Origin of the sequence: Prodigiosinella aquatilis (assembly GCA_030388725.1) — a bacterium.
Lineage (GTDB): Bacteria > Pseudomonadota > Gammaproteobacteria > Enterobacterales > Enterobacteriaceae > Prodigiosinella > Prodigiosinella aquatilis.
The window spans coordinates 522562-547305 of record CP128857.1 but is presented as its reverse complement, the minus strand read 5'-3'; the positions used below and the strand labels follow the sequence as shown (position 1 = coordinate 547305).

The window sequence follows — 24744 nt, the reverse complement described above, 5'->3', positions numbered from 1 at the left end:
ACTCGCTTCGCTTTTTCACTCGATTCGTCATTGTGTTGTAAATCTGTGACATTTCCCCGGCATTCCTTTCACCCACTGCCTGCTTGACGAAAGAAGTGGCACGCATCGGAAGGTCAGCTACATTCCCCGCTCCCTATACTGTGACTGCCTGATGTCACTGGCTCTATTCATACATTGCGCACCTGAGTTTATTGAATATAAAACAAGGGGTTACAGACAATGAGTTCATCTATTCTTCTTGGTATTTTCTGGCATTTTATCGGTGCGGCCAGTGCCGCCTGCTTTTATGCCCCCTTTAAAAAGGTAAGAAACTGGTCCTGGGAAACCATGTGGTCGCTGGGAGGATTTTTCTCCTGGGTTATTCTGCCCTGGGTCATCAGCGCACTGCTGCTGCCTGATTTCTGGGCTTATTACCGGTCATTCAGTCTGTCCACCCTACTGCCCGTGTTTCTTTTCGGCGCCATGTGGGGAGTGGGCAATATCAATTACGGCCTGACAATGCGCTACCTGGGGATGTCGATGGGTATCGGCATCGCCATTGGTATTACCCTCATCGTCGGTACGCTGATGACACCGTTACTACAGGGCAAATTTAGTCTGCTGTTCGGTTCAGTCGGTGGAAAAATGACACTGCTGGGCGTACTGATCGCCGTGATCGGCGTAGGCGTCGTCAGCTATGCAGGCTTATTGCGTGAACGCGCCCTGAAAATTCAGGTAGAAGAGTTCAATCTCAGGAAAGGATTAATCCTGGCTATCCTGTGCGGTTTTTTTTCTGCCGGTATGTCATTCGCTATAGCCGCCGCCAAACCCATGCACGACCAGGCACTGACGTTAGGTATCAATCCACTTTATGTCGCCTTACCCAGCTATGTGGTAATTATGGGTGGTGGTGCGATCATTAACCTTGGTTACTGCTTTATCCGGCTGGCAACCTGTAAGAACTTGTCCCTGAAAGCGGATCTCTCTCAGGCCAGGCCGCTGCTGATTGCCAACATCATCTTTTCCATCCTCGGCGGCACAATGTGGTACCTGCAATTTTTCTTCTACGCCTGGGGGCAAGCCAACATTCCCGCCAACTTCGCCTATATCAGTTGGATGTTGCACATGAGCTTCTATGTGTTGTGTGGTGGAATTGTCGGACTGCTGCTGAAAGAATGGAACGGTGCAGGAAAACATCCCCGTAGAGTGCTGATTATTGGTTGTCTGGTGATTATTTTGGCTGCCAATGTAGTGGGTATCGGCATGGCATCCTGATGGATAGGATTCTGAAGATTATTCACGGACACGGCTGAAATAAGTTTGGCAATATCAGTACGCGGTATCCCGCCATTAGCTGGGATACCGCGCTATCAACTCACTGTCTGAAAGCGCTGTCGGTAGATACTGGGAGAAACACCAAACGCCTGGTGAAATACTACCGAGAAATAATTGCTGTCTTCAAAACCACACTGTGCCGCCACTTCACCAATTGTCCGCTGGTTATAGCGTAATAACTCCATGGCCCGACATAGACGCAGTTGACGCAGATAGTTCGACACACTCATGCCAGTCTGTTGTTTGAAACGCGCACCTAAGCTGCGCATGCTAAACCCGTGCAACTGGCAAAATACGTCAAAACGGAAAGGCAACGCGATACTGGCACGCAGTGCGTTCATCAGTAAATCCAACTGATGGGCATCCGCCAATTGTGGGCTATCCGGATCATGACGATAACGCAGCGCCAGCAGGGCTATCTGCAATAACAGCGCTTCGCTGAGTTGGAGTGACAGCGCATCTGACTTCATACATTCCTGCGCTAATATATCCACATTGCCCCGCATGATATCCATGCTTTGCAATCCAAGGCGCCAGTAGCGCTGATGTTGTGGAATATCGACGCCCGGAAGCAGGTTTTGCCAGTCGGCGAGCAGCGTCAGACGATCGCGGATATACAGGATATTGTCCAGCTCCAGCTCGTGGACAGACTCATAACTGTGACGATCACTGGACGTCACGTAGAACAAATCGCCACAAGTAATGCGATACGGTACATCATTCCAGATATGCAATCCGTTACCGCGCCAGACAATCACCAACTCTTCAAAATCATGATGATGCATCGGAAACGCCGGTTGTGGACTACGTTCCGCTACCGTGACCCGCATTTTATCGGTTAGAAAATAATCTTCCGTACGTAACATTAAGTCGCGTGAATTCACCTGACTCACCTATCGCCTGTAACTGAATCAATCCTCATTAAGCGCCTGATGGCGCAGCGATTTAGGTGCCAGAGAAAACGCTTTGCGAAACTGTGTCGAGAAATGGTTACTGTCGCCGAACCCACAAGCGTGAGCGATGGTCGTGATAGAGTCATCGCTTTGCTGCAAACGACGACGGGCCTCCAGCAATCGCAACCGGTTCAGATAACGTTGCGGCGTCATACCAGTATGCTGCTTTAACTGCCTATGCAGCGTGCGCAGCGACAGAGAAAACCGATCAGCCAGCACATCCCAGTTCACGTCTTCACTGAAATTGTTCTGCAACCATCCCAGCAACGCCTGAACGCCTTGTTGCTGGCTGCCATCACCCTGCATCTGAAAACATTTCTGCTTCAGCAGTATCAGGGTCTGCAAGAACAGACTTTCACTGGCCGCGATATCCTCAGGCAGAGCGCTATCGGCCAGAGTGGCCAGCCGGGCAATCAACTGTTTGAGCTGTTGCATCACTGGCGTATTCACCTGCCACTGTCCCAGCCATTCCCCATTGGCACCATAGGGCAGAAAGGGTGCAATATCAGAAAGGAAACAAAAACCACGCGGTGAACGATACAGCACATTAGTCAAATGTAGCTCCTCCACCTGTTCAAACAGGTGACGATCGTTGTCTCGCACAAAAAACACTGCACCACTGCACAACGCGTAAGGTTGGTCATTAAACACGTGCACACCAACCCCCTGGTCTACCAGCACAATCTCCCAGAAATCATGATGATGTTCAGGGAAAGCGCACTGCGGCATCCTGGGTTCAACAGCGACGGTCGCTGCCTGTGAAGCAAAAAATTCATCGCCACAAAGTAATGTCATTTCCAGCCTCCTTCTTTTTACTGCGTGACACCGATAGTAGTCAGAAGCTGGGCACCTACGCCTTAAAATAGCGCCACACAGAAGCTATCTTGATGTCATTTTTTCAAGATCTGGCGTTTAAATCGCTGAAGTGTGGTTAGGATCACAGGCTATGGGCCGCCACAACCATTCAAACTTCATCGCCGGAATAATCAGTAATGTGAGCCGGTTCACAGTCAACTTTGCCATTTTGCCAATCTCTCTCATTCTGATGGCACTCACCGGAAGGTTGTTTCCCCTGCATGTACCTACACTGCCGACATAGGTTCAGAAAGGGGAATGGCAATGACGGTGAAAAATATTGTGGCGATCGATCTCGGCGCCTCCAGTGGACGAGTGATGCTGGCCGTCTTACAAACGACCACCCGACATCTGACACTCAAAGAAATCCACCGTTTCACCAATCAACTGATTTATCAGAACGGCCATCATGTGTGGGATCTGGATGCACTGGAACGCCATATCCTCATGGGCCTGAATCAGGTGGACATGATGGGGATTCGTCCCGACAGCATTGGTATCGACACCTGGGGCGTGGACTACGTCTTGCTGGATAAAAACGGTAGCCGGGTGGGACAATCCTATTCCTATCGTGATCACCGCACCGACGGCATCATGGCACAGGTAACGGCCGCACTCGGACAGCAACATATTTACCAGTGCACCGGTATTCAGTTCCTGCCGTTCAATACGCTTTATCAACTCAAGGCACTGCGTGAACAAAACACCAGTGACTGTGAACGCGTAGAACATCTGTTGATGATGCCGGACTACTTTCACTACCGGTTGACGGGCAAAATCAATTGTGAATATACCGATGCCAGCACCACCCAATTGCTGAACCTTAGCAATGGCGACTGGGATAAAGGGTTGCTGGATTATCTGGGTATTCCGGCGCGCTGGCTAAGCCAGCCAGTACAACCAGGACACCGCATCGGCTACTGGACGGCACCCAGCGGTCGGCAAATCCCGGTGGTAGCCGTCGCCACACATGATACCGCCAGTGCCGTGGTCGCCACCCCTCTTGAGAGCAAAGACAGCGCCTATTTGAGTTCCGGTACCTGGTCGCTGATCGGTATTGAAAGCCCGGTGCCCTATAACCATGCTGCCGCACTGTCTGCCAATATCACCAATGAAGGGGGTATCAACGGTACATTCCGCGTGTTGAAAAACATCATGGGGCTTTGGTTATTACAACGCGTCTGTCAGGAGCAGAACATCAACGATCTGCCCGCGTTAATCCGCCAGGCTGCGGCATTACCGGCCTTTATCAGCTTGATTAACCCGAATGATGATCGCTTCATCAATCCGTCTTCGATGAGTGAGGAAATCCACGCCTTCTGCCGTGAACATCAGCAACCAGAACCGCAGAGTCACGCCGAGCTGGCACGCTGTATTTTCGACAGCCTGGCGATGTCTTACCGTCAGAGTCTGCTGATGCTGGGTAAACTGCGTCAGACACCGATCAGTCGCCTACATGTGGTAGGTGGTGGTAGTCAAAATGAATTTCTCAATCAGCTTTGCGCCGATGTCTGCCAGCTACCAGTACTGTCCGGGCCGGTGGAAGCCTCTACTCTTGGCAATATTGGCTGTCAGCTCATAGCGCTGAAAGCCGTAACCGATCTTGACGAATTCCGTTGCCTGTTAACCCACAACTTTCCCCTGCACCGTTACAACCCTGGTCAGACTATTGATTTTGCTGGTCACTGGCGCCGTTTTCAGGCGTTGTGCCACTCCAAAGAGGAACTCACCGTATGAACACTGCTATTGAAACCGCCTGGCGTCTGGCGAAAGAACGCTACGCCAAACTGGATGTGGATGTGGATGCCGCGCTACAACAATTGGATCTGATACCGATCTCCATGCATTGCTGGCAAGGCGATGATGTCACTGGTTTTGAAAACACGGGCGGTACACTGACCGGCGGTATTCAAGCCACCGGTAACTATCCGGGAAAAGCCCGCACTGCCGATGAACTGCGGGCCGATCTGGAACGGGCGTTTACCCTGATTCCCGGCCCCAAACGACTCAACCTGCACGCCATCTATCTCGAGTCTGACACACCGGTAGCGCGCAATGACATCGAACCCAAACATTTCAGCAACTGGGTGGCGTGGGCCAAACAACATCAGTTGGGACTGGATTTCAACCCGACCTGCTTCTCTCATCCGCTCAGCAGTGACGGCTTTACGCTGTCTCACCCGGATGAAAAAGTACGCCGTTTCTGGATCGAGCACTGTCAGGCCAGCCGCCGTATTTCAGCCTATTTCGGTCGCGAACTGGGGACCCCCTCAGTCATGAATATCTGGGTGCCGGATGGTATGAAAGATCTGACTATTGACCGTCTGGCATTTCGTCAGCGCTTGATGAACGCGCTAGATGAAGTGATCGCCGAACCGCTGGACGCCGCACATCATATCGATGCCGTCGAAAGCAAATTGTTCGGACTGGGTGCCGAAAGTTTCACCGTCGGCTCCAATGAATTCTACCTGGGTTACGCCAGCAGCCGCGGCACCGCATTGTGTCTGGACGCTGGCCACTTCCATCCGACGGAAGTCATATCCGACAAAATCTCCAGCGCCATATTGTATGTCCCGCGATTGTTGCTACATGTCAGCCGCCCGGTGCGTTGGGACAGCGACCATGTCGTGCTGCTGGATGACGAAACCCAGGCTATCGCCCACGAAATCGTGCGCCATAAACTCTTCGATCGTGTACACCTCGGCCTGGATTTCTTTGATGCCTCAATCAACCGCATCGCCGCCTGGGTTATCGGTACTCGTAATATGAAAAAAGCCCTACTGCGCGCACTGCTGGAACCAACCGACGCCCTGCGTGAACTGGAACTGAAAGGCGATTACACCACTCGACTGGCGCTGTTGGAAGAACAGAAATCCCTGCCCTGGCAGGCGGTCTGGGAACACTACTGTCAGCGGCATGATGTCGCGCCGGGCAGCGAATGGCTGCAAGACGTGCGCCAATATGAAGAAACCATCCTCAGTCAACGTTAAGGGTCACATGATTATGCAATCGATACAGTCTTCCTGGTTCGTGCAGGGAATGATCAAAGCCACCAGCGATATGTGGCTCAAAGGCTGGGATGAACGCAACGGCGGCAACATCAGCCTGCGCCTGACGGCAGAAGATATAACACCCTATGAAAGCGATTTTTGCCCACTGCCCCGCCATGAATCGTTATCACAACCGATGCCGGACCTGGCGAACTGCTGGTTCATCGTCACCGGATCCGGCAAATTTTTCCGCAATGTGCAATTGGATCCCGCAGAAAATCTGGTGCTGCTACAAGTGGATCATGACGGCAAGGGCTATCAGATCTTCTGGGGACTGACGAGCGGTGGACTACCGACCTCCGAACTCGCTGCACATTTTCAGTCTCACATCGTGCGTATGGGCGTCAGCCGAGGACACGACCGCGTAATCATGCATTGCCATGCCACCAATTTGATTGCACTGAGCTACGTATTGGAGCTAAACAATGCCACGTTTACCCGCGAACTGTGGGAAGGCAGTACCGAATGTCTGGTGGTGTTCCCGGACGGTCTGGGGATTGTACCCTGGATGGTGCCGGGTACGGATGGTATTGGCACCGCCACGGCGGAGCAGATGCAGCGACATCCTCTGGTACTGTGGCCATTCCACGGTATCTTTGGCACGGGGCCGACATTGGATGATGCTTTCGGTCTGATTGACACTGCCGAGAAATCCGCAGAAGTCATGGTTAAAGTGCGTTCAATGGGGGGTAAAAAGCAGACCATTTCCACCGAAGAGCTGATTGCGTTGGGACAACGTTTTGGCGTCACGCCGATGGAAGCAGCCCTGCGCGTATCAAAGTAAATACCAGGCCTGGGCGCGCGCATCATCCCCACAAACACAGGGGGTGACACGCGCGTCCGCATTAAATAACTGCCGGAAACCGATTACGCCCAGAGCTATTGTCCATGCCCCGCGACGATGCAGTGACCACAGAACAACAGGAGCCGCTATTATGTTACGAAAAGCGTTTGTCATGTCTGTTTTCCCGGAATGCCATGAAGAGTATCAACACCGTCACAACCCGATCTGGCCTGAGCTGGAAGCAGAGCTGAAAGCACACGGAGCCCATCATTACAGCATCTTTCTGGATAAAGAACGCCACCTGCTATTCGGGTATGTGGAAATTGAATCAGAAGCACGCTGGAATGCCGTGGCACAAACCGAAGCTTGCCAGCGTTGGTGGAAATACATGAAAGACATGATGCCTGCTAATCCCGACAACAGCCCGGTCAGCACCGAACTACAGCCAGTTTTTTATCTGGAATAACCCTGGTGCAGCCCTTCGGCTGCACTGAAATAACCGGCATGATTGCCTGGTTATAATAAAAACCGGCATATTATTTTATTACCCACAGTAAATCATTCCGCGGTGATATTATTCGTTCAATTAATTATCAAGGGAAATGGCTAATTACTAATAAGTGTAAGAATAAAAAGTCCTTAAATAAAATATTTCCCGAACTCTCATCACAAAATAGGAAATAAAAATTCCCTGCATTTTTATTGATATCGTTATTTCCATACTGAGATAAAAAATAAAGTTACCACACCCTTCGCCGTTAATATTAATACCCTCTTTGACTAAAGAAGTGCTTATGAAAAAATTATCTCAACTCACTGTGCTCGCCAAACTCTTGTCTGGTTTTTCTGTGTTGGTCGCCATGATGCTGCTGCTGGGTGTGGGGTCTTTGTACCTGCTCAACACGAATAATGACCGTATTAAGGCATATAGCGACAGCAGCCTACCAGGGGTGCGTTATAGCCTGGAGATGCGAGGAGTGCTCTCAGAACTACGTTTACAGCAGATACAGTATATTGATTCAAAAACCCCTGAAGAGCGTGAAGGGCATCGCCGAGAACTGTTACAAAATCAGGATCTGTTCCTCGCCTCCCAGGCGAGTTATGGAAAACTGGACAAAAGCCCGGAAAAACAAGCCCTTTTCCAACATATCGCGGATAACTTTAAAAATTTCAGCGATGTTAACGTCAAGGTGATAGAGGCCGTCAACCGTGGCGATGTAGCGCAAGCAGCACAAATAAGCGGTGCCGTCTCTTCCAAGTATCGCAGCCAGATGATGAAGGACTTGGCTAAATTGGTAGAAGCGGAGGTTGGTACCGCCAAACAGGCCGTAGTCGAGGCTAACAAGACCTATGACACCGCCAAATATTCCATGTTGGGCCTGCTACTGCTGGCACTGCTCGCCACCGGCATCATCGCGACCATTATAGCCCGCAGTCTATCGCGTCAATTGGGGGGAGAACCGTATTACGCAATGGATATCATGGCACAGATCGCCGCCGGTAATCTGAACACCGAGATAAAACTGCGTCCAGGTGACGAAAGCAGTCTGCTGGCGACCATGAAATACATGAACCAGCAGTTGAAGCACATCATTCATGGCATTGTACGCGGCAGTGAGTCCATTTCGCTGGCGGCCAATGAAATGGCCCAGGGGAACAGTGATTTATCCCAGCGTACCGAAGAACAGGCGGCGTCGTTGGTTCAAACCTCATCCAACATGCAACAAATCACCGAAACCGTGAAACGCAATGCTGACAACGCCAGTCAGGCCAGCGAATTGGCGCGTAGAACGTCAACAACCGCGACCAATGGCGGCTCTATCGTAGATGACATGCTGAAACGGATGCATGAAATTTCCGACAGTTCACAGAAGATTGTCGACATCATCTCCGTGATTGAAGGTATTGCTTTTCAGACCAATATCCTGGCACTGAATGCGGCCGTAGAAGCGGCCCGCGCCGGAAGCGAAGGTAAAGGTTTTGCGGTAGTTGCCGGTGAAGTGCGAACACTGGCGCAGAAAAGCGCCGACGCAGCCAAAGAGATCAAAGCGCTGATTGAAGGCACCGTGGACAAAATCACCGATGGCTCACGACATGCCGACAACGCCAGTCATGCTATGGCGGATATCGTGGAATCCGTCAATAAAGTGACTGACATCGTGGCTGAAATTTCGATGGCGTCCAATGAACAACATGTCGGCATCAAAGAGATCAGTGTGGCGATTGATCAAATGGACCAGGTAACCCAACAGAACGCCGCTCTGGTGGAACAGGCAGCGACCGCGGCCCAATCAATGACCGAACAAGGTGAACAGTTGCGGGACTCCGTGCGTTTCTTCCAGTTGGAACAAGATGACCTGTTACGCATCGGCTAACATGGCCCAGCCCGTCTGTCCATACAGACGGGTTCTTTTATACAGACAATCCCACCACCGCATCCAGCAACCGACAGGCCATAGGGTGACGAACCTGATGTAACGCGTGAATATCGTCTACCTGCTCGACAATGCGCCCCTGCGCAAGAAAAAGTACCCGCTGGCACAAGTAGGTAATGGCGGCCACATCATGGCTGATGAACAGATAGGTCAAGCCGTGCCGCTGCTGTAATTCTGCCAGCAAATCCAGAATTTGTACCTGTACCGTCATGTCCAGCGCGCTGACGGCTTCATCCAGTACAATTAACTGTGGCGTACTGGCAAGCGCTCTGGCGATACATACACGCTGCATTTGCCCGCCACTTAGCTGATGGGGAAACCGCTGACACAGTGACGCCGATAAGCCGACTTGCTCCAGCAACCTATTCACCTGTGAGTGCACCACCGCTCTATCAGGACACAACCGCTGTAATCGCAACGGTTCGGCGATGATGCGCTCAATGGTCATCACCGGATTGACGGATGAGGCGTAGTCCTGAAACACCGCACTCACGGACAGTGGCAGCGATACCGGACGCCAGCTGCGCCGTCCGGTGTACAACACCTGTCCGGCCAGTTTTACCTCGCCACGCTGTGGCGCTTCCAGCCCCAGTAAAATACGGCTCAGGGTGCTTTTTCCACTGCCGCTCTCACCCACTATCCCCACACATTCACCCGCCTTCACCTGAAAAGAGACATCATCAAGGATCAGCGTCTTCCCATAGTGATGATGCAGTCCCATGACTTCCATCAGCATTCGTGTTTCTCCTGTGCAGACGCTGTCAGCGCGGAATAGCGCTGTTGCAGCATCTGTCGGGACGCCACCAGCTGTCGGGTATGTGGATGGCAAGGCTGATGTAAAACAGATGCCGCCGAACCCTGCTCGACGGTTCGTCCGTACTGCATCACCATCACGTTATCGGCGATACGGCTAACCAGCCCCAAATCGTGCGAAACAAAAATCAGGCTGGTGCCCCACTGCTCACGGATAGCCATAAACTGCCGCATAATGTCCTGCTGTGTCACACTGTCCAGTGCCGTGGTGGGCTCATCCGCAATCAGTAGAGTCGGTTTCAGCGCCAGTGCGATGGCAATAGTAATCCGCTGCAACATGCCGCCGCTAAGCTGGGCAGGGTAACGGTGGTAAATCTGCTGTGGTTGCCGCAATTGAACCTGTGCCAATGCGTCCAGCGCCAGTTCGCGGGCGGCGCGCCTATCCAGCGGCAGATGCGCCCGCAACGTCTCGACCATCTGCCCGCCGACCGATTGCAGTGGATCAAAAGCCGTCATCGGCTGCTGCGGAATCAGGCTGATCATGCGACCGCACAGACGGCGCATCGCGACGTCATTCAGCGATAGCAGTTCAGTACCATCCAGCCAAATGTCGCCACGACGGATAAATTCCGGCCCCAGCACGCCCATCAATGCCTGACAGACAAGGCTTTTGCCGCTACCGCTCTCTCCCACAATACCGACACAACCATGTCGAGACAGGGAAAAGCTGACCTGATGCAGCAGGCGTTGTCCACTCTCCGCCAGCTCAAGCTGCAAGTCATTGACCCGCAGTAAAATCTCTGGCGGTGTATCAGCACAACGAGGAGGGGATAGACTTTCAGACATCAATAAGTTGCCCCAAATCATGGGAAATCGCTTCGGCGGTATGTTTTAACGCCACTAACAACGCCTGTTCACCCAACTGCTGCAATTTGACCGTAGGCAACGAGATGGATATCGCATAGTTGACTCGCTGATGAATATCGAAAACCGGCACCGCCAGACAGGAAACACCCAGTTCATTCTCTTCCCGATCCATTGCCATGCCAGTTGCCCGAATTGCTGCCAATTCGCGGTACATATGCCCCAGATCAGTAATGGTATTACACGTTAATGGCTTGATGTCGTTTTCATGCCGCAGCCAGTAGGCGGGGACATCGTCCGGCGGACCATACGCCAGATAAATTTTCCCCATCGCCGAGCAGAACAGCACCAGATGCTGACCGATATAAGCTCGAGTACGCAGCATTCCGGTCGTCGGTTCCAGCTTATAAATCAGAATGCCATGATCATTCTCTCGGGTAGAGAAATTGACCGTTTCACCGATCATGACATTCAGTGCATCAAGATGGGGGGAGGCAAGGCGGATAACCTCTGGCGAAATAAGTGATTTCTGCCCGACAGTAATAAACTTGGTCGTCAGGCGATAGCTTCCCGCGGCAGGTGCCGTTGTTACATAACCACTGGCCTGTAATCCCTGCAATAACCGATGTACCGTACTCTTGTTCAGTTGAGCCAATTCGGCCAGATGTGCCAGTGGGCACCCGTTAGGATAATTGCTCAAAATCTCGATCAACTGGAATCCACGAAACAGGCTTTGACTCCCCGTTGGCTTTTCTTTGCTGGAATTGACACCTTTCATCAACCGCTCCCTTCTCACATATTCCGACACGCAAATAGGTTAGCGCAAAGTGTTCCGCGACGCGACGCGCGACGCATGATCTCCGCTTTTCATCCGTCAAACCATGACATCAAACATGCCGTTCTTCGGTCTTGTCGCTGTGAGCCGAATTTGTGGCCGCTATCACATTACTGATATTAAATTGCTATTGCATTGATTTTACTTGATTTTAAAAATCCGTATCGCTTTGACTTGCGAAATGCAGGCTTGTATTATTTTTGAAATTAAATATCACATAGTGGAATTTATAGAATAAAAAACGGACTATTCCATCAGCGGGGGTAACAGGAGAGCCCAATGAAACTGACGTTTGAGCAGTTAAAACTGGAATTTGAACGCGTACTGTTAGCAAGAGGTGTCGCAGCTGACACTGCCAATGAGTGTGCCACCATGTTCGCTCAGACCACCGAATCCGGCGTTTACTCCCACGGGGTTAATCGCTTCCCGCGCTTTATTCAGCAACTGGATAATGGCGACATTATTGCTGACGCCATACCGGAGCGAAGACTGACGCTGGGTGCCATTGAACAGTGGGACGCTCACCGGTCTATCGGTAATATTACCGCCCGCCACATGATGGAACGGGCGACCACATTAGCCGATCAACACGGTATCGGACTGGTGGCGCTGCGCAATGCCAATCACTGGATGCGTGGTGGCAGCTATGGCTGGCAGGCTGCGGAAAAAGGCTACATCGGCCTGTGCTGGACCAACTCCATTGCCGTGATGCCGCCATGGGGAGCCAAAGAGTGCCGTATCGGCACCAACCCATTGATCATCGCCATTCCTGGCGATCCCATCACGATGGTAGACATGTCGATGTCAATGTTCTCCTACGGCATGTTGGAAGTAAACCGGCTGTCCGGGCGCCGATTGCCAGTCGATGGCGGATTCGACGATGATGGGCAGCTGACCCGGGAACCCGGCGTGATTGAGAAAAACCGTCGCATTCTGCCCATGGGATACTGGAAAGGCTCGGGACTCTCTATCGTGCTGGATATGATTGCCACCCTGCTATCGGATGGTGCCTCAGTGGCGGAAGTAACCCAGGAAAACAGTGATGAATATGGCGTTTCTCAGATTTTTATTGCCATCGAAGTTGACCGACTGATTTCAGGTGAAAGTCGCGACGCCAAACTTAAACGCATTATCGAGTATGTAAAAACCGCTGAACGAGCCGATTCGGATATCGCTATCCGCCTGCCAGGCCATGAGTTTACCCGATTACAGGCGGAAAACCGTCGCAACGGTATCGAAGTAAATGACAGTGTGTGGGCCAAAATTCAGGCACTGTAACGGTAACAGAGGAATGGAAAATGCTATTCGGTCACATTAGTCAATCACCACCGTTTCCATTGCCAACCGCGCTGGTGCGAGGTTTAACATTTCTACGCACCACGAACTTTCAGATATTGCCCACCGGCCGCGTCGATATTGATGGCGACAAACTGTATACCCAGATTATTGACCTGACAACACAACCTAAAGAACAGAATTTTCCTGAGGTTCATCGTCGTTACCTTGATATTCATTTTCTGGTCAGCGGTGAAGAAACAATTGGTTACGCCCCCGACAGTGGAGAAAACACCATTGCGGAATCTCTTCTGGAGGAAAGAGATATTATTTTTTACAGACCGATGGAAAACGAATCATTATTGGTGATGCGACCGGGAAATTACGCCATTTTTTTCCCGCAGGATGTGCATCGCCCGGCCTGTATTTATCGTCAGGAACAAGAAATAAGAAAAGTAGTGGTAAAAATAGCCCTGACAGAAATAAATGCCAGTGGATAAACCAATATTATTCACTGGCATTTATGGTCAAGGAAGCCCTGGATGATATTCCAGCACAATACCTCACCGTGCTTTATAAATATGTGCAATAGATTTCAAGATGCAGGGTATGGCGAGAAAAAGCCCTTAATAACTTACCGGAGTAAGTTATTCGGCTGAAAAGTTGCCGGGAGCATATTTTAGCGCTACTGACAGAGGTCCTAATGGGGCGAGTCCCAGGGATGGTCTGAATAATTAAACGTTGCTAACACATCTGCAATTGGAAAGATGACGAATATATACAGAATAAATTTCAATATAACGGGCATAGCTCACAGGTTCATTTGCCCTGCTTTATTTCCGGGCAGCTTCATAGCAGTTCATTTCCATCAGATGGGAATATAACGCATCTCCGTATTGATAAAAGAAAATAACATGGCATGGAGTAATATGAATATGAACGCAACAACACTGCAAAATACTATTCCTCATCATCGCTGGCTGAGGATTATTCCACCGATTCTGATTACCTGTATTATTTCCTATATGGACCGCGTGAATATCGCCTTCGCTATGCCGGGCGGCATGGACCAGGAATTAGGCATTACCGCGTCAATGGCCGGGCTGGCAGGCGGTATCTTTTTTATTGGCTATCTGTTTTTACAGGTGCCCGGCGGCAAAATCGCAGTACATGGTAGTGGCAAAAATTTTATCGGTTGGTCGCTGGTGGCCTGGGCAATCATTTCCATACTCACCGGACTGGCTACCCATGCCTGGCAACTTCTGACACTGCGCTTCGCACTCGGCGTGGCGGAAGGCGGTATGTTACCCGTGGTACTGACCATGATTAGCAACTGGTTCCCCGATAAAGAGCGGGGCCGGGCCAACGCCATTGTCATCATGTTCGTGCCGATTGCCGGTATAGTGACTTCCCCGCTTTCAGGCTGGATTATCGCCACACTGGACTGGCGCTGGCTATTCATTATTGAAGGCCTGCTCTCCATCGTGATACTGACACTGTGGATGCTCACGGTCAGCGATCGTCCGCAAGAAGCCCGTTGGATAACGCCTGCCGAGAAAAACTGGCTTATCCGCGTACTGGAAGAAGAGCAGCACACCATCACCAGCAACAACATCAAAAATGCCTCTCTGGGAACAGTGCTGTCTGAACCCATCATCTGGCAATTGATTGTGCTGAACTTCTTCTACCAGACTGGAATTTACGGCTACACCCTGTGGCTGCCCACCATCCTCAAAGGATTGACACACTCCGGCATGGAGAAAGTGGGAATGTTGGCGATTCTACCATTCGTCGGCGCCATGCTGGGAATGTACGCCATCTCGTTGCTCTCGGATCGCTCCGGCAAACGCAAAGTTTTCATCTCTCTACCTTTACTGGGTTTTGCTCTGTGCATGCTCCTTTCCGTGGTTCTGAAACAGCACATCTGGTGGTCCTACGCTGCACTGGTGGGCTGTGGCGTATTCCTGCAAGCCGCTGCCGGGGTGTTCTGGACTATCCCGGCCCGGTTATTCAATGCTGAATTGGCCGGGGGAGCACGCGGTGTCATCAATGCGCTGGGAAATCTGGGTGGCTTCTGCGGCCCCTATGCTGTTGGCCTGCTGATTACCTACTACAGCAAAGATGCGGGTGTCTACTGCCTGGCTCTGTCATTGGCAGTTGCCGCGCTACTGGCACTGCTGCTGCCGGCTCGCTGCGATCAGCCGCATACCACCACTTCATCTTCACGCACTGCTCCTGAACATATTGGCGAACCACACCCGCAGGGCGCTGAAACAAGGTAACGATCATGGACTACTGGTTAGGCATCGACTGCGGCGGCACTTACCTGAAAGCCGGACTGTATGACAAACAAGGACAAGAGCGCGGCATTAGCCGCCGCCCCTTGCCGGTCATCAGTAACCATCCCGGCTGGGCGGAACGTGATATGAACCAACTATGGTCCATCTGCGCAGAAACCATCGCCGACGTACTGCAACACCATCAGGTAGCGGGAGATCAGATCCGCGCGATTGGGATCTCAGCGCAAGGCAAGGGATTATTTTTGCTGGATAAACAACAGCGACCACTGGGAAATGCCATCCTATCGTCCGATCGTCGGGCTATCACCATTGTGCAGAACTGGCAGCGTGATGATATCCCCCGAAAACTTTATCCGCTGACCCGCCAGACACTGTGGACCGGCCATCCGGTTTCACTGCTGCGCTGGGTCAAGCTGCATCAGCCGGAACGTTACCACCAGATTGGCGCCGTCATGATGGCCCATGACTATTTGCGGTTTTGCCTCACCGGTCAACAAGGTTGTGAAGAAACCAATATCTCCGAGTCCAATCTCTACCATATGGAGGAAGGCCGTTATCACCCCACTCTTGCCCGTTGGCTGGGTATTGAGGAAATCAGCGATGTCCTGCCGCCAGTGGTCGGCTCGGCGGAAGTCTGTGGTGAAATCACCCGCGACGTGGCCACCCGAACCGGACTCGTCGCCGGCACACCGGTGGTCGGCGGTCTGTTTGACGTGGTTTCCACCGCATTGTGCGCGGGTCTGAAAGATGAATCGGCGTTGAACGCCGTGATGGGTACCTGGGCGGTGACCAGTGGCCTGACCGACAGCATTCTCAGTAATGAACCCCATCCCTATGTTTATGGCCGCTATGTCACGCCGGGGCAATACATCGTGCATGAAGCCAGCCCCACCTCATCCGCCAATCTGGAGTGGCTGACGCACCAATGGGGTATCAACGGTTTCGATGAAATCAATCGAGCTATTGCCAGCCTGCCCAAAGCAGGTAGTGACGTACTGTTTATTCCCTTTCTCTATGGCAGCAATGCCGGGCTGGAAATGACTGCCGGGTTTTACGGCCTGCAATCAATCCACCAGCGAGAACATCTGTTACAGGCAGTCTATGAAGGGGTGATTTTTAGCCACATGACGCACCTGCAACGAATGCGCGAACGTTTTAACCACGCCACCACACTACGGGTGACCGGCGGACCGGCACATTCCGACGTGTGGATGCAAATCTTCGCCGATGTCAGTGGTCTGCCAGTAGAACGGCCACAAGTGGAAGAAACCGGTTGTCTGGGTGCAGCACTGGCCGCGCTGGTCGGTAGCGGTGCCTATCCGGATTTTGCCAGTGCGCAAGCACACCTGCGCCATCCGGTCAGTGTGATCGAACCTGATCATCACGCCCAGAGCGCTTATCGGCACAAGCTGGCGCACTACCAGTTTCTTATTGAGGCGCTACAGGATTACCACACTCGATGCGCCGTACTGACTACCCCAAGGAGTACACCATCATGAGTCGACCATTGCTGCAACTGGCTCTGGACCATACCAGTCTTGACGCCGCGTTACAGACCACCGAAACATTGAAGCCGCATGTCGACATTATCGAAGCGGGCACCATTCTCTGTATTTCTCAGGGCATTCGGGTGGTTCGCCATCTGCGCGAACGTTGTCCTGACCATATTATTGTGGCGGACCTGAAAGTGGCGGATGCCGGAGAAACGCTAGCCAAACAGGCATTTGACGCTGGGGCCAACTGGATGACCGTGATCTGCGCTGCGCCGCTGGCGACCGTGGAACGTGCGCATGATATCGCCCAACAGTATCAGGGGGAAATCCAGATCGAACTGTTCGGGCGCTGGACACTTGACGACGCCGAAACCTGGCGGGATATCGGCGTGAAACAGGCGATCTACCATTGCGGGCGTGATGCTCAGGCCAGCGGGCAAACCTGGAGCAAAGACGATCTGAACGCCATGACGTTACTTGCTGAGCTGGGTATCGAGCTTTCTATTACCGGCGGTATTACACCGGCGGATCTGGCGCTGTTCAGGGATATTCCGGTGCGGGCATTCATCGCTGGCCGGGCACTCTCCGATGCCGTCGATCCGCCCGCCGTGGCAGCCGATTTTCATCGGCGCATTTGTTCTATCTGGGGTTAACCGCCATGAGACAGCATCCATTAGGCATCTATGAAAAGGCTTTACCAAAAAACCTGACCTGGCCGGAGCGATTGGCACTGGCAAAAAGCTGCGGTTTTGACTTCGTGGAAATGTCGGTGGATGAAACCGACGAGCGATTGTCCCGCCTGAACTGGACGCGAGAACAGCGAGCTACACTGGTCAGATCCATTCTGGAAAGCGGCGTCACCATTCCGTCCATGTGCTTGTCGGCACACCGTCGTTATCCGTTCGGCAGCCGAGATGAAGCCGTGCGTGAACGAGCGCGAGAGATCATGCTGCAAGCGATTCAACTGGCGCGGGATATCGGCATTCGCACTATTCAACTGGCCGGCTATGATGTTTATTACGAACAGCAGGATGACAGCACCCAACAACGGTTCGCTGAAGGACTGGCCTGGGCGGTGGAAAAAGCGGCCGCCGCACAAGTGATGTTGGCGGTGGAAATCATGGATACCGAATTCATAAACTCGATTACCAAATGGAAAGAATGGGATCGGCGCTTATCTTCCCCGTGGTTCAGTGTTTACCCGGATATCGGCAATCTCACTGCCTGGGGCAACGACATCCCCCATGAGCTGACTCTCGGTATCGACCGTATTGCTGCCATCCATCTGAAAGATACTTACCCGGTTACTGCCACCTCGCAAGGGCAATTCCGCGATGTACCTTTCGGGCAAGGCTGTGTCGATTTTGTCGGTTTGTTTCGCAACCTGAAAAAGCTCAATTACCGCGGTGCATTCCTGATTGAGATGTGGACGGAGAAATCCAGTGAGCCACTACTGGAAATCATCAACGCCCGCCGGTGGATTGAAACTCGCATGCAGGAAGGAGGTTTCACATGTTAGAGCAACTGAAACAGCAGGTATGGGAAGCCAACCTGATGTTACCCCGGCACCATCTGGTCACCTTTACCTGGGGTAATGTCAGTGCCGTCGATCGGCATGTCGGGCGGATGATAATCAAGCCTTCCGGTGTGGAATATGAGCAGATGAACGCCGAAGACATGGTGGTGGTGGATCTGGACAGCGGGAAAGTAGTGGAAGGCGACAAAAAACCGTCATCCGATACCGCCACCCATCTGGCACTCTATCAACGGTTTCCCGGCATCGGTGGTATTGTGCACACCCACTCCCGTCATGCCACCATCTGGGCACAGGCTGGGCTGGATTTACCCGCCTGGGGAACCACTCACGCCGATTACTTTTACGGTGCTATCCCTTGTACCCGGCTGATGACCGATGACGAAATCCATGGCGACTACGAGCGAGCCACCGGCGATGTCATTATCGAAACGTTCGTCAATCGCGGTATCGACCCGTTACAGATTCCCGCGGTGCTGGTCAACGCCCACGGCCCTTTTGCCTGGGGAAGCAATGCCGCTAATGCAGTACACAATGCCGTCGTGCTGGAAGAGTGTGCTTATATGGGCATTTTTTCCCGTCAACTGACACCCGCAATCGGCCCGATGCAATCCAGCCTGTTGGATAAGCATTACCTGCGAAAACATGGCGCTAACGCCTATTACGGACAAAAATAGAATTGATACTAAACCCGTTCCCCTGGAACAAATCAGGGGGAACGGACGTGATCGGAATCGATCGCAACATCACCGTCAGGGATGCAATAAAAATAGGCGTTCACGGACTTCAGCGTCCGGTTCAAGCGGATCAGCGCCAAGCTCACCGGCCAGTTTGGCCAGAAAATCCACCAGATAGGCGGCATTACCCCGGGCAATGCGTTTCCCTTCCACGGTATGCATGGTTTGCGGCAACCCCAGCAGCTTCACCCGGAAATGATCGAGCGTATAAGATTGATCATCCAGCGGACGATCAAACGCAAAGGGATCTTGCGGTTCAAACAACGGTCTTTCCATCAACCCTGCCACATAGAACACCCGAGCCAGGCCCAATGCCCCAAGCGAATCCAACCTATCAGCATCCTGTACAATTTTCGCTTCCAGCGTTTCCGGTGTTATGCCAGCACTATAGCTGTGCGCCGCCACCGCATGAGACACCGCACTGTACAGCGTGACCGGAAAATGGGGAAATTCGGTACGCAAAATCCGCAAGGTTTCTTCCGCCGCCATTCGTGATCCATTTTTGCGTTCAGGATGATTCTTCGGCAGTGAAATAATATCGTGCAAATAACTGGCCGTGATAATCACCCGCAAATCGCCGCCTTCCGTTTGCTGAATACGTCGGGCGTTGTTCACTACCCGCACCAGATGGCTATAGTCGTGTGCACCATCTTTTGAGTTCGCCAACCGCTGCACTATATAACGGCTTAAATCCTGTTCGAAGCTCAGAAAATCCACACTTTTCTCCTATTACTGTAAATAAAGTATGACCTCAAAACATTTAGCCTGACACAGTTCTGTGACACTACGCGAAGGGAAGAGATCATCTTTTATAGCACCTATTGTTATACCTCAGATAACTTGTGTAACAGGAGCACGATAACTGAGTGAACCCCCAGGCACTTATATAAGTTAGTGACTGAGGTGGCACCTCGGCCAAGAGCAGATTGGAACGCTACGTGCAGCGTTCCCAAAGGGGCGAGGCTCAAGGATGGACCAGGTAACCAAGGGCGATTAACACACCTGCAACTTAAAGTATGTAAAGGGCATATATTAATTCCAGACGAATTTCCTATGGCTATAGACTAATTATATAATAAGCAAGTAAATGGTTTTAATCCGCAACAGATAAATATGACCAACTTAATAAATTGATATTTACTTTTCACACCACAAGTCACTATATTAGGTATAATCTGCAAAGCCGACTTATTTCCCGCTTATCGTGCGTTTCACTTTTGCGCAATTCTGGATTAAGTTATTTTTTTAATTAAAAAAATTAGCCTGATGAGAAATATCATTGGTAATTAAATCATGAATCGTGTTTTACTCTCTTTTTTATCTCTGGTTTTTATTGCCGATGGTTTAATGGTTTTTCTTATCCCGGTATTGGTTTATACCGAGACACAAAGTTTAACCTATTCCGGCCTCGCTTACGCTTTATGGTGGCTTCCCAGAATTATTCTGATTCCGACATTGGGATCATTTATTGATCGTTGGGGCGTCAGACCAATATCGATTGCTACCGATGCTATCAAATCACTGGGTTGTTTATTGCTCTGCCTGGTGTTGAACTTCGCGGACCAACCATTAACCATCGCCGTGACCGCCGGCCTGCTCGGCGCAGCTATATCCATTGGTAATGCTCAGACCATCGTCTCGTTTGAAAAATTGATCGCCACACTCAGCCATCATATCGAACGGGATTCAAACCGGCTGACACGGTTGGACTTACTCGGCATGGTCGTAGGCCCGTTATTGGGTATGCTGCTTTATGAATACGGTTTTATGACACTGCTGTTCATCGCAGCAACACTCTATTTATGTAACGCTTACTATTTTCTTACTTTCAAAATGACTCCCGCATCAAATGACAGCGATTTCATTGCCCGGCCATCTTTCATTTCCTTACTTACTCTATTGAGAAAACCATTTCTTCTTTTAATGGTGTTACTTGTTATGGGTAATAATATGTTTGATGGGTTAATTGAATCCGCGGGATCAGCAGTAATAGAAACCAGCATGGTATTGCCGGTAAAATATTTTGGCCTGATTGACATGTGTGTTGGTGCGATTGGTTTCCTGGCAACTTTTTTTTATAGCACACTAATAAATCGATTAAACAAAGAGAGTCTGTTATTTATTGGACTTTGTACCATTATTGTTTCTTCCCTACTGCTATCCCGAACGCTGAATAATTTGATCGCGTTTCTCATTTTCTACTCACTGAGTATCGCGGGCAAAGTATTCACCGGTAACATTATGCGTGTTATGCGTATTGCCATCATCCCCCATGAAAAACTGGCCAGTGTTTCTTCAATCATGGTGCTACTGAACCAATCCATTCTACCGTTTATGTGGTTGTTTCTGTTTTTGTCAGAACATTATTCATTGCCCATAACGTTATTTCTGCATATCGCCATTACTATTTCCCTGCTGGCCGGTCTGGGAATGCTCTTTGCCTTGAGAAAAATAGATACAACCGCCCCCCATACTTTCGCCACAGACAAAGTAAAAACAGGCGGTTTTTAGCACATGGCGAACTCAGAAAAGCAATCATACTTTTTGTTACTTATTGGCCGGTTCAATTAATTTGGAATGTAATAATACAACGTTATTATCATCCACCTGTTTTCTTTCTCTCACCACCCAGGAGCCAATATGTTACGGAAAATGTGCCTTTTAACCTGCCTCATCAGTACCAGTGTTTTGGCCAGTGCGGCACCCGATTTGTCGTCGCTCATTGACCAACGTCTGAGCTATATGAAAGACGTCGCAGGATATAAAGCCGAACACCATCTGGCGATAGAAGATTTACAACAAGAAGCCAAAGTCCTCGAAGCTGGCCGTCAACAAGCCACGCAATATGGGCTGGATGCCAATTCGATAACGCCTTTCATCCAGACACAAATGGATGCGGCCAAAGCCATTCAGTATCGCTACCGCGCCGACTGGCTGTCCGTGCCGGAGCATGGCTGGCACCCCCGGCCACTAGCCGATATTCGAGTCCAGCTTGGCAAACTCAATGGCAGCATTCTGCAACAGATTGCCCAAACACTGCATAAAGACGGCAATATGAATAGCCTGACTCACAGCCACTTTATGCATGTCATTTCCCAGAAAAACCTCAGTAACCACGACAAAGAGCGACTGCTTTCCGCACTGAAACAGGCGAAACTGAAGAAGGATTAAAAATATTCCCCCCGGCAATCAGTGCCGGGGCTGATGCCCACCTATCCCCCTTTCACTTATGCCGTAACATGCTTTTTGGTGTTGTCATACCGGATGCGCGGAGAACATGCCATGCGACAATTTACCTTAATCGCATCAGACGTAAATTCTGAATTCAGGATAACGTGGCAAAGATGATTAGCCGAGCATACTGCCCACGGTCAGCTTCTCTTAATGCGTCAATGTACGCTTTCCGGTGCTGATCCGGTGAAACCAGGTCATTTCCAGCATTACCCCATGTAAAAAATCCTGAGCCCAAAACAACGCGTAAGGCATCACAAAATATGCGTGAATGGCGCCCATTCCCATTGGGAAAAGGATGGACCCAAACAATATCCCGGTGCAATCGCAGGCAAATCTCATCGACCGGAAATGTTTCATTTTCAACCCAGAATTTGACGTTATCCAGAATATTCCGTACTTGCGTAGAAATCATATGTGGTGGAGTGTTGCCGATGTTCACCTCTTTCTGCCGTAAGTGGCCTGCCCATTCCCACGTTTTATTAAACATCTGAAAGTGCAACTGCAAGCAAAAATCTACTGTTAAAACATCCGTATAGGTCAATTTTTGCCTGCGAAACCAAGTTAATGCTTGTTGTATGTTAGATTTTTCGAACTCATTCAGATCCTCTCGCGTTTCGATATAAGAAGGAATAAGGCCTACCAGATCATCTGGGCTGAGTTCAGTCGCACCATCAGGCAGATTATCGTTGATTCCTTCGCTCATTTTATATCCCAGAAATCACGTGGCCATTTTTTGAGAAGTTCTTCTTTAATCTTGTCTCTATTGGTGCTCTGGAAAGTTGGCGAAGTCGACTGCTTTTCCAGGGACATATGAATTTCAGTGTAGCTGTTAAGAAAATCGGCTTTTTTGAAAGCCTGTTTCTCTCTTAACCCTTCAAGCGTATCGCCCTCTTTTGGTACAAAATAATAAACCACATCACAATTCAGCCCCTCAGCGACCTTCTCAAGGGTGTTTAACGTGAGTGAGCCCTCAACTTCGCCCTTCTCAATAAGCGAAATTCGAGACTGACTTAATCCAATTCGTTCTCCAAGGGCGCGGGTACTCATACCCAACGAGGTACGAATCAAGTTAATCCATCCCTTTTTAGGGAAGCGGATCTTTTTGCGGGAGTTCAGTTCAGTAATAATTTTATCTACCTGCTTGATTTGTAGATTTTTATCCCACATACGCCATACCTTTTATATTAAATATGAAATGTATTATGCAGTAATTAATATTATATATACAATTAATAAATAAAATATCATTGTGTATATACAATAAAATAGGTTTAATCTGATGAGCAGACCACGACATTTTCTTACCGAAAGTGAAGACTAAGACCGCTCATTAGGCATCGCTGTAGCCTTAACATGCATTGTTAGCCCACACCATCCGTTCACCCGCTTTCTCCATAATTCGCTAAGTAAGCACTGCTGGCGCAGATCAAAGCCGAACGCGCCGTAGCCAACAAGCCTAAAGACACACCACTGCTGCATATTAGGGGAAACACAGGGGGAGGCTCCCGGCGGGACGCCTCACCCCTGTGGTCGGCCCGTATATCTCGGACTGGCAGCTACGGGCTTTTACTTCGCTTTTGCGAACCGCATTACAAATCCGGCTACAGCACTGCTGTAAATCCATCCAACCACTTTCACCATTCACGCCGCCAGAATAAAGTAAACGTACTGCGGCAACACCCTCGGTCGGGCTTGGAACCCCCGAACATCTAGAACTGAAAACGCTTTGTTTTTTCAGGGGCTACGTGCACACTTTTATTCGTGGCTCAGGCAGGGCAACCGCAAGGTTGGCCGGTCGCTAGATCCGGAGTTCCAAACCTGTCTGGGTCATACCTTTAGTTTGGAACCTGAAGGCGTGATGACATAAATATCTAGCAATGGAAGACACAATCATAACGGACACACACGCCACAACCTCCAACAACTCCATCACCCTTTTCCGCGACCTGATCGCCTCGCTCCCCTTTCACAGCTCGATCACGTCCAACTCTGCGACCTCGGTGCCATTGCCGCCGAATCCGTCGAAGGCCTATGCCGCGGCCTCCACTACCTCGGCGACACGCTGGAAAACAACATCACCATTCCACCGGAAAGCCTCGCCCAACTCAGCGCCTGCCTCAACGCCACCGCACACCTCATCCAGGCTCTGCTGGAAATCCGTGAACAGGCCGAACGCCACATCTCACCCTAACTTCAGATTAACTACACCTAGTTATAAGAAAAAATTAATCAGTGATATGTTCTGTGTTTTTTTTGAAATGAGCCTATTAAGCTGGCGTCAGTTACCACATCTGCGGGCAAGACGTTATGAGGTAAACTACCGGTTTA

At 50.6% G+C, this 24744-nt stretch carries 23 protein-coding genes and 1 pseudogene; 16 read left to right on the top strand and 8 right to left on the bottom strand.

The window, feature by feature from the left end:
- Positions 1-219: 219 nt before the first annotated feature.
- Positions 220-1254: an L-rhamnose/proton symporter RhaT gene (rhaT, locus tag PCO85_02540; GenBank protein ID WJV54372.1), complete on the top strand. Its 1035-nt coding sequence runs from the start codon at positions 220-222 to the stop codon at positions 1252-1254.
- Positions 1255-1349: 95 nt separating this feature from the next.
- Here the strand turns inward: rhaT and PCO85_02535 are convergent, their stop codons facing one another.
- Together PCO85_02535 and rhaS are read right to left on the bottom strand one after the other, a co-directional pair.
- A complete protein-coding gene (locus PCO85_02535; protein WJV55968.1) occupies positions 1350-2180 on the bottom strand; it encodes a helix-turn-helix domain-containing protein in 831 nt (276 codons plus the stop codon).
- A gap of 45 nt (positions 2181-2225) precedes the next feature.
- Positions 2226-3062 carry an HTH-type transcriptional activator RhaS gene (gene rhaS, locus PCO85_02530; GenBank protein WJV54371.1) on the bottom strand — a complete coding sequence of 279 codons (837 nt, stop codon included), beginning with the start codon at positions 3060-3062 and terminating at the stop codon, positions 2226-2228.
- Positions 3063-3386: 324 nt separating this feature from the next.
- Here rhaS and rhaB point away from each other — a divergent pair, with 324 nt between their 5' ends.
- The 5 genes from rhaB to PCO85_02505 all read left to right on the top strand — a co-directional run bounded on the left by rhaB (position 3387) and on the right by PCO85_02505 (position 9331).
- Positions 3387-4859 carry a rhamnulokinase gene (rhaB, locus tag PCO85_02525; protein ID WJV54370.1) on the top strand — a complete coding sequence of 491 codons (1473 nt, stop codon included), beginning with the start codon at positions 3387-3389 and terminating at the stop codon, positions 4857-4859.
- Positions 4856-6112: an L-rhamnose isomerase gene (locus tag PCO85_02520; GenBank protein ID WJV54369.1), complete on the top strand. Its 1257-nt coding sequence runs from the start codon at positions 4856-4858 to the stop codon at positions 6110-6112. The genes rhaB and PCO85_02520 overlap by 4 nt, the downstream gene beginning before the upstream one ends.
- 13 nt (positions 6113-6125) lie before the next feature.
- Positions 6126-6956 (top strand): rhamnulose-1-phosphate aldolase, encoded by an 831-nt coding sequence (rhaD, locus tag PCO85_02515; GenBank protein ID WJV54368.1) that lies wholly within the window; start codon positions 6126-6128, stop codon positions 6954-6956.
- Between the two features lie 151 nt (positions 6957-7107).
- Positions 7108-7422, top strand: coding sequence for an L-rhamnose mutarotase (rhaM, locus tag PCO85_02510; protein ID WJV54367.1), 315 nt, complete (start codon positions 7108-7110; stop codon positions 7420-7422).
- 328 nt (positions 7423-7750) lie between these two features.
- Positions 7751-9331, top strand: coding sequence for a methyl-accepting chemotaxis protein (locus PCO85_02505; protein WJV54366.1), 1581 nt, complete (start codon positions 7751-7753; stop codon positions 9329-9331).
- 37 nt (positions 9332-9368) lie between these two features.
- Here PCO85_02505 and PCO85_02500 read toward each other — a convergent pair whose 3' ends face one another.
- The 3 genes from PCO85_02500 to PCO85_02490 are packed head-to-tail and all read right to left on the bottom strand — an operon-like array spanning position 9369 to position 11786.
- Positions 9369-10127, bottom strand: coding sequence for a dipeptide/oligopeptide/nickel ABC transporter ATP-binding protein (locus PCO85_02500; protein WJV54365.1), 759 nt, complete (start codon positions 10125-10127; stop codon positions 9369-9371).
- Positions 10121-10990 carry an ABC transporter ATP-binding protein gene (locus PCO85_02495; protein ID WJV54364.1) on the bottom strand — a complete coding sequence of 290 codons (870 nt, stop codon included), beginning with the start codon at positions 10988-10990 and terminating at the stop codon, positions 10121-10123. Before PCO85_02495 ends, PCO85_02500 begins: the two co-directional genes overlap by 7 nt.
- On the bottom strand, positions 10983-11786 hold the full coding sequence (locus PCO85_02490; GenBank protein ID WJV54363.1) for an IclR family transcriptional regulator: 804 nt from the start codon (positions 11784-11786) through the stop codon (positions 10983-10985). The genes PCO85_02495 and PCO85_02490 overlap by 8 nt, the downstream gene beginning before the upstream one ends.
- A gap of 336 nt (positions 11787-12122) precedes the next feature.
- Here PCO85_02490 and yiaK point away from each other — a divergent pair, with 336 nt between their 5' ends.
- The 7 genes from yiaK (at position 12123) to araD (ending at position 19122) form a co-directional block, all read left to right on the top strand.
- Entirely contained in the window at positions 12123-13121 is a 999-nt protein-coding gene (gene yiaK / locus PCO85_02485) for a 3-dehydro-L-gulonate 2-dehydrogenase (protein WJV54362.1), read from the top strand.
- A 20-nt stretch (positions 13122-13141) separates the two neighbouring features.
- A complete protein-coding gene (locus PCO85_02480; GenBank protein WJV54361.1) occupies positions 13142-13618 on the top strand; it encodes a YhcH/YjgK/YiaL family protein in 477 nt (158 codons plus the stop codon).
- 429 nt (positions 13619-14047) lie between these two features.
- Positions 14048-15400, top strand: coding sequence for an MFS transporter (locus PCO85_02475; GenBank protein WJV54360.1), 1353 nt, complete (start codon positions 14048-14050; stop codon positions 15398-15400).
- Between the two features lie 2 nt (positions 15401-15402).
- Entirely contained in the window at positions 15403-16917 is a 1515-nt protein-coding gene (locus PCO85_02470; protein ID WJV55967.1) for an FGGY-family carbohydrate kinase, read from the top strand.
- Positions 16914-17564, top strand: coding sequence for a 3-keto-L-gulonate-6-phosphate decarboxylase UlaD (ulaD, locus tag PCO85_02465; GenBank protein ID WJV54359.1), 651 nt, complete (start codon positions 16914-16916; stop codon positions 17562-17564). The genes PCO85_02470 and ulaD overlap by 4 nt, the downstream gene beginning before the upstream one ends.
- A 5-nt stretch (positions 17565-17569) precedes the next feature.
- Entirely contained in the window at positions 17570-18430 is an 861-nt protein-coding gene (locus PCO85_02460; protein ID WJV54358.1) for an L-ribulose-5-phosphate 3-epimerase, read from the top strand.
- Positions 18424-19122 (top strand): L-ribulose-5-phosphate 4-epimerase, encoded by a 699-nt coding sequence (araD, locus tag PCO85_02455; GenBank protein WJV54357.1) that lies wholly within the window; start codon positions 18424-18426, stop codon positions 19120-19122. Before PCO85_02460 ends, araD begins: the two co-directional genes overlap by 7 nt.
- Before the next feature lie 75 nt (positions 19123-19197).
- On the opposite strand, the gene PCO85_02450 is transcribed toward araD, so the two are convergent.
- Complete coding sequence (locus PCO85_02450; GenBank protein ID WJV54356.1) at positions 19198-19899, bottom strand: phosphohydrolase; 702 nt, start codon at positions 19897-19899, stop codon at positions 19198-19200.
- Between the two features lie 576 nt (positions 19900-20475).
- Between PCO85_02450 and PCO85_02445 the strand changes: the two genes are divergently transcribed.
- Together PCO85_02445 and PCO85_02440 are read left to right on the top strand one after the other, a co-directional pair.
- Positions 20476-21693 (top strand): MFS transporter, encoded by a 1218-nt coding sequence (locus PCO85_02445; protein WJV54355.1) that lies wholly within the window; start codon positions 20476-20478, stop codon positions 21691-21693.
- A 129-nt stretch (positions 21694-21822) separates the two neighbouring features.
- Positions 21823-22353 (top strand): chorismate mutase, encoded by a 531-nt coding sequence (locus PCO85_02440; protein WJV54354.1) that lies wholly within the window; start codon positions 21823-21825, stop codon positions 22351-22353.
- Positions 22354-22507: 154 nt separating this feature from the next.
- On the opposite strand, the gene PCO85_02435 is transcribed toward PCO85_02440, so the two are convergent.
- Together PCO85_02435 and PCO85_02430 are read right to left on the bottom strand one after the other, a co-directional pair.
- On the bottom strand, positions 22508-23119 hold the full coding sequence (locus PCO85_02435; protein ID WJV54353.1) for a mobile mystery protein B: 612 nt from the start codon (positions 23117-23119) through the stop codon (positions 22508-22510).
- Positions 23116-23583 (bottom strand): mobile mystery protein A, encoded by a 468-nt coding sequence (locus tag PCO85_02430; protein ID WJV54352.1) that lies wholly within the window; start codon positions 23581-23583, stop codon positions 23116-23118. The genes PCO85_02435 and PCO85_02430 overlap by 4 nt, the downstream gene beginning before the upstream one ends.
- A 725-nt stretch (positions 23584-24308) precedes the next feature.
- Here PCO85_02430 and PCO85_02425 point away from each other — a divergent pair.
- Positions 24309-24607 (top strand): annotated as a pseudogene (locus PCO85_02425) (hypothetical protein).
- The last annotated feature ends 137 nt before the right edge of the window (positions 24608-24744 follow it).

Excerpts from the sequence above, each read along its gene's own strand:
- rhaT (WJV54372.1), top strand. The coding sequence starts at position 220 with ATGAGTTCATCTATTCTTCTTGGTATTTTCTGGCATTTTATCGGTGCG.
- PCO85_02535 (WJV55968.1), bottom strand. The coding sequence starts at position 2,180 with ATGTTACGTACGGAAGATTATTTTCTAACCGATAAAATGCGGGTCACG.
- rhaS (WJV54371.1), bottom strand. The coding sequence starts at position 3,062 with ATGACATTACTTTGTGGCGATGAATTTTTTGCTTCACAGGCAGCGACC.
- rhaB (WJV54370.1), top strand. The coding sequence starts at position 3,387 with ATGACGGTGAAAAATATTGTGGCGATCGATCTCGGCGCCTCCAGTGGA.
- PCO85_02520 (WJV54369.1), top strand. The coding sequence starts at position 4,856 with ATGAACACTGCTATTGAAACCGCCTGGCGTCTGGCGAAAGAACGCTAC.
- rhaD (WJV54368.1), top strand. The coding sequence starts at position 6,126 with ATGCAATCGATACAGTCTTCCTGGTTCGTGCAGGGAATGATCAAAGCC.
- rhaM (WJV54367.1), top strand. The coding sequence starts at position 7,108 with ATGTTACGAAAAGCGTTTGTCATGTCTGTTTTCCCGGAATGCCATGAA.
- PCO85_02505 (WJV54366.1), top strand. The coding sequence starts at position 7,751 with ATGAAAAAATTATCTCAACTCACTGTGCTCGCCAAACTCTTGTCTGGT.
- PCO85_02500 (WJV54365.1), bottom strand. The coding sequence starts at position 10,127 with ATGCTGATGGAAGTCATGGGACTGCATCATCACTATGGGAAGACGCTG.
- PCO85_02495 (WJV54364.1), bottom strand. The coding sequence starts at position 10,990 with ATGTCTGAAAGTCTATCCCCTCCTCGTTGTGCTGATACACCGCCAGAG.
- PCO85_02490 (WJV54363.1), bottom strand. The coding sequence starts at position 11,786 with ATGAAAGGTGTCAATTCCAGCAAAGAAAAGCCAACGGGGAGTCAAAGC.
- yiaK (WJV54362.1), top strand. The coding sequence starts at position 12,123 with ATGAAACTGACGTTTGAGCAGTTAAAACTGGAATTTGAACGCGTACTG.
- PCO85_02480 (WJV54361.1), top strand. The coding sequence starts at position 13,142 with ATGCTATTCGGTCACATTAGTCAATCACCACCGTTTCCATTGCCAACC.
- PCO85_02475 (WJV54360.1), top strand. The coding sequence starts at position 14,048 with ATGAATATGAACGCAACAACACTGCAAAATACTATTCCTCATCATCGC.
- ulaD (WJV54359.1), top strand. The coding sequence starts at position 16,914 with ATGAGTCGACCATTGCTGCAACTGGCTCTGGACCATACCAGTCTTGAC.
- PCO85_02460 (WJV54358.1), top strand. The coding sequence starts at position 17,570 with ATGAGACAGCATCCATTAGGCATCTATGAAAAGGCTTTACCAAAAAAC.
- araD (WJV54357.1), top strand. The coding sequence starts at position 18,424 with ATGTTAGAGCAACTGAAACAGCAGGTATGGGAAGCCAACCTGATGTTA.
- PCO85_02445 (WJV54355.1), top strand. The coding sequence starts at position 20,476 with ATGAATCGTGTTTTACTCTCTTTTTTATCTCTGGTTTTTATTGCCGAT.
- PCO85_02440 (WJV54354.1), top strand. The coding sequence starts at position 21,823 with ATGTTACGGAAAATGTGCCTTTTAACCTGCCTCATCAGTACCAGTGTT.
- PCO85_02435 (WJV54353.1), bottom strand. The coding sequence starts at position 23,119 with ATGAGCGAAGGAATCAACGATAATCTGCCTGATGGTGCGACTGAACTC.
- PCO85_02430 (WJV54352.1), bottom strand. The coding sequence starts at position 23,583 with ATGTGGGATAAAAATCTACAAATCAAGCAGGTAGATAAAATTATTACT.